Here is a 3,350-nt window from a genome sequence, read left to right as displayed (position 1 = left end):
GTTGTGCTTGTTTTAGTTTTGGTTTGGGTGCGGAAATTAATCGCTCTCCACCGGTTTTTTTGGGAATCTTGAAACGAATGTAGTGAGATATGGTGGCGGTTTTGCGATTAAATGCGAGAAAGCGTAGCTGTCCTAGGGGAATCCCCATGGCTTGAGCAATTTCTTGAGCTGTGCTAAGCAGGGGTAATTTATAGGTTTCTAATCGTATGCGATCGCTTTCGGTATGGTTTAGACCTGGGGATACTTCCTCACCGAGATAGAGTATTTCCTGTTGCTGGCGTATAGCCCACGCTTGGGCACGTTCGAGCCGTTGTTGTTCCCGTCGTTGTTTGGTTTCCTGACGCTTAAGCCTAGACTGGGCTAACCGTTCTTTTAGCAACCGCTTACGGACTGCTTGTTCGTTTTGTAGTTTCTTACTTTCTTGGCGCAGTTGGGCTAGTTCTCGCTGGAGTTCTCCCCGCCGTCGAATTTCATCAGCTGGATCTTCTGGCATCTCACCTTCTGCTGGCCAAAATCCGTAGCGAATCATTTCTTCGAGAACGAATTCTTCTTTTCCAATTTGGCGGATGCGATCATAGAGTTCCTGACGGGTACGGGGTTGGTCTGACATGGGAACTATTTTTTAGTTTTTAAGGTTGGTTGTTCGCGTAGCGTAGCCCAAAGGGCTAATCGCGCACGCGTGGCCGTTCGCGTAGCTTGGCCTTTTGGCCTTTTGGCCAAAAGGCCAAAAGGCCAAGGTTGTTTGTTATGGCGTTATGCCCAGGGAATAGGGAACAGCGGATCACCGGAACAAAGAAGAGGCAAGAGGCAAGAGGCAAGAGGCAAGAGGCAAGAGATAAAAAATCCTCTGTACCTGATTAGGCTATAAACCGCTATACATTTTTTCCCATTGTCTTGATCAAGTCGCTGATGGCCGAAATTACCTTTGGTGGCACCGGTACAGGCAGTTATGGGTGATTGTCAACTTCGTATTTTCAATTTTAGCTCCCTGCACAATACTGTTTCAAGGTGATACACAGAGCGGTAAGGGGCAGCCCTTTGTATACATCACAGCAGATTCATTTTTGACTAATGTTGCCACATGTTCAGTTTCAGTAGGAGTTTCGTCTGTCAATCAGGCGATCGCTCTCTGTAAACTTTTGTCAGTCAACCACGAGTAGCCCTTTCACATAATAAAGTCGCAAACCGCTAAATAGGGCATCAAAGTTTTAACCAACTGCATAATGGGTAAATTGGCGCTTAAAAGCGGAATGAAAACCTAAAACGATATCAGAAGTTGGTACACCCATTTCCAGCAACCTTTCAGCAACCGAGTCTTCAGTCCCGTTATATTGAATCCAGATTTTGCCATCAATAATATCAAAGTGCATCACAGGACCAAATACCCGCTTATCTCCTTGCCAACCCACATAAGCCAATTGATAATGGTCGTGTTCCCTATCAAATATTAGCTCGGCTTTGACGGTATCCCTATCCGTAGGGGTTGCTATTTGGGAGTGTTCAGTTAAAATATGCTTGATAAATTGCCGATATTGATCTATTTTATCCATTGCTTAATCTCCTCCAATTTCGGATCGTAAATCATCAACTTAACTTGGTAACGTTTCAGAGCGCGTTGGATGAAAGAAAGCTGAAAAAAATCTTGATAAGTTTCACAAGGAATAGCTAAATAAACAATTCGCTCTGCTTCAAGTTCTTCAACAGCCTGACAATAGTTAAGATATTGCCCTAACGCCGTATGAAATGTGCTGATATCTGAGTCGCCAATAAAGCTTTTAATTTCTACAGCAATTCTTTCGGAATATCGTTCAGCTGCGATTGCAATTTCTGCCGCTAAATCAATTTGTAATTTCACTGCCTCGCTAATCCGAATCGTGAAAGGATCGTGAGTTATATTCCATCCGTCTTTGATCAAAGCATTTTTAACCTGTTGATGGAAAACGTCTTTTGCCATTTTGGATGTTTTGCATCCTAATTATGATTTATTTAATTCTATCATCTACGGCATTATCATAAGCTGTTCGCCATTTAAATTGGATATTATTAAGTGTCTTTATGTAAAGCGCGAGTGGTTTTGGGCTGGTTGATTGACCGAAAATCTGCCAAAGCCAATGGCAGTAAACTTATGCATCGAGTCCGTTTCACCTCTAATTACGACCCTGACCCAGCCATGGCCTGCCGCAAACAACATCAGGTGCGACTCGTGGCGAATTTAATTCTTAATGCGGAAAGCGCACCTAAGTTTTTGTAGTCAACTTTAGCATCCATGCCCGCCCTGCTTACTAAGGGTGGTTAGGGGGGATTCCTCTTGCCAATGCCATGACGCGTAGCGCTATATGCGTCTTGACAACCTGGGATGGCGAGCGTGGGCATAGGCATCATCACCATAGAACACAGACAGGCAAAGTATATAGAGCACAATCAAGATTTTTTTCAGTTGTTTCATAGCTAGAACAGCTAGTGTAAAAATTTATTCTTGACCGATGCTAATGTAATCACAAATATTATCACAAGTAGTTTATGATTAATTTTTTTTACTCTATTTTAATGTCTATCAGTAAATGATTGACTTTGTCCTACCTGTTGATTTAAATGCTAAGCAGTGGATACATAAACTAATTTATCCTTAAACTTACTTAAAAATTAATTAGTCTGACTCGAAGCTCTTGACTCGAAGCTCCTGAATAGGAGGATAGTTAGTTATGTCAAACTGAGGTAATTTAAAATTATCAATTTTTAATTGACGAAAAACACTGATGGTCTATAGATAAATCAGCAGCTAAGATCGATGAATTAACATTCCAGATACAATAGGAGATGACAATGTCTGTACCTACCCGTACTCCTTTACCAATTATCCTTATTCGTGGGTTTGGCGGTCTCAATATTGAAGAGGAACAGCGCTTAACCTACCAGGGCTTTAACCAAGGCAGTGTCTATGAACACAAAAAGGGAACAAACGAGATTTATGAAGGATTAATCCTGAGTTTCCTCAAGTCAGACTGGCAATACCAGGATGCTACTAACGTCGTGACCTTTAGTAGTCGGGAGATTGAAGATGAACCAGCCCTGCCTCGGAAACTAAACTCTTTGCAGAAAATGCTCCAGGATGGCAAAACCCTGCCATCATCACTTCAGTGGTTAAAGGATAATGGTATTTTCGATAAATTTAAGCGCCTCAAAGAAGAAACCTATACTTTAAACTATCCAGACAAAACTGAAGAAAAAAGATATTTTTCAGGGGATAAAGTAGTCATAAACCCAGAGATGTCAGAATACTTTTTGGAGTCTATCAAAGAGCCTTGGCGCTCTATTTGGGTATTTCGCTACTATGACCTAAAAGAGCGTAA

4 protein-coding genes and 2 pseudogenes are annotated in these 3,350 nt (G+C 41.8%); 3 read left to right on the top strand and 3 right to left on the bottom strand.

All coding sequences use genetic code 11. The features are described 5' to 3' along the window. Positions 1-610 (bottom strand): annotated as a pseudogene (locus F6K38_RS37575) (RNA-directed DNA polymerase); the annotation flags it as partial. A gap of 69 nt (positions 611-679) precedes the next feature. Here F6K38_RS37575 and F6K38_RS37570 point away from each other — a divergent pair. Further along, on the top strand, positions 680-868 hold the full coding sequence (locus tag F6K38_RS37570; protein WP_287360080.1) for a hypothetical protein: 189 nt from the start codon (positions 680-682) through the stop codon (positions 866-868). A gap of 340 nt (positions 869-1,208) precedes the next feature. Here F6K38_RS37570 and F6K38_RS37565 read toward each other — a convergent pair whose 3' ends face one another. Both F6K38_RS37565 and F6K38_RS37560 read right to left on the bottom strand, forming a co-directional pair. Then, positions 1,209-1,550 (bottom strand): XisI protein, encoded by a 342-nt coding sequence (locus F6K38_RS37565; RefSeq protein WP_287360079.1) that lies wholly within the window; start codon positions 1,548-1,550, stop codon positions 1,209-1,211. Beyond that, the gene (locus tag F6K38_RS37560) at positions 1,538-1,954 is read right to left on the bottom strand and encodes a XisH family protein (protein WP_287360078.1); all 417 of its coding nucleotides are present in this window, start codon (positions 1,952-1,954) and stop codon (positions 1,538-1,540) included. The genes F6K38_RS37565 and F6K38_RS37560 overlap by 13 nt, the downstream gene beginning before the upstream one ends. A 93-nt stretch (positions 1,955-2,047) precedes the next feature. Here F6K38_RS37560 and F6K38_RS37555 point away from each other — a divergent pair, with 93 nt between their 5' ends. Continuing rightward, positions 2,048-2,251 carry a hypothetical protein gene (locus F6K38_RS37555; RefSeq protein WP_287360076.1) on the top strand — a complete coding sequence of 68 codons (204 nt, stop codon included), beginning with the start codon at positions 2,048-2,050 and terminating at the stop codon, positions 2,249-2,251. A gap of 572 nt (positions 2,252-2,823) precedes the next feature. Further along, positions 2,824-3,350, top strand: a pseudogene (locus tag F6K38_RS37550) (hypothetical protein); the annotation flags it as partial.

The sequence above is a fragment of the Moorena sp. SIO3B2 genome (genome assembly GCF_010692525.1).
In the GTDB taxonomy this organism is placed as follows: Bacteria; Cyanobacteriota; Cyanobacteriia; order Cyanobacteriales; family Coleofasciculaceae; genus Moorena; species Moorena producens.
The sequence above is the reverse complement of the archived record's forward strand: the minus strand, read 5'-3'. Positions and strand labels throughout refer to the sequence as shown.

Excerpts from the sequence above, each read along its gene's own strand:
- F6K38_RS37565 (WP_287360079.1), bottom strand. The coding sequence starts at position 1,550 with ATGGATAAAATAGATCAATATCGGCAATTTATCAAGCATATTTTAACT.
- F6K38_RS37560 (WP_287360078.1), bottom strand. The coding sequence starts at position 1,954 with ATGGCAAAAGACGTTTTCCATCAACAGGTTAAAAATGCTTTGATCAAA.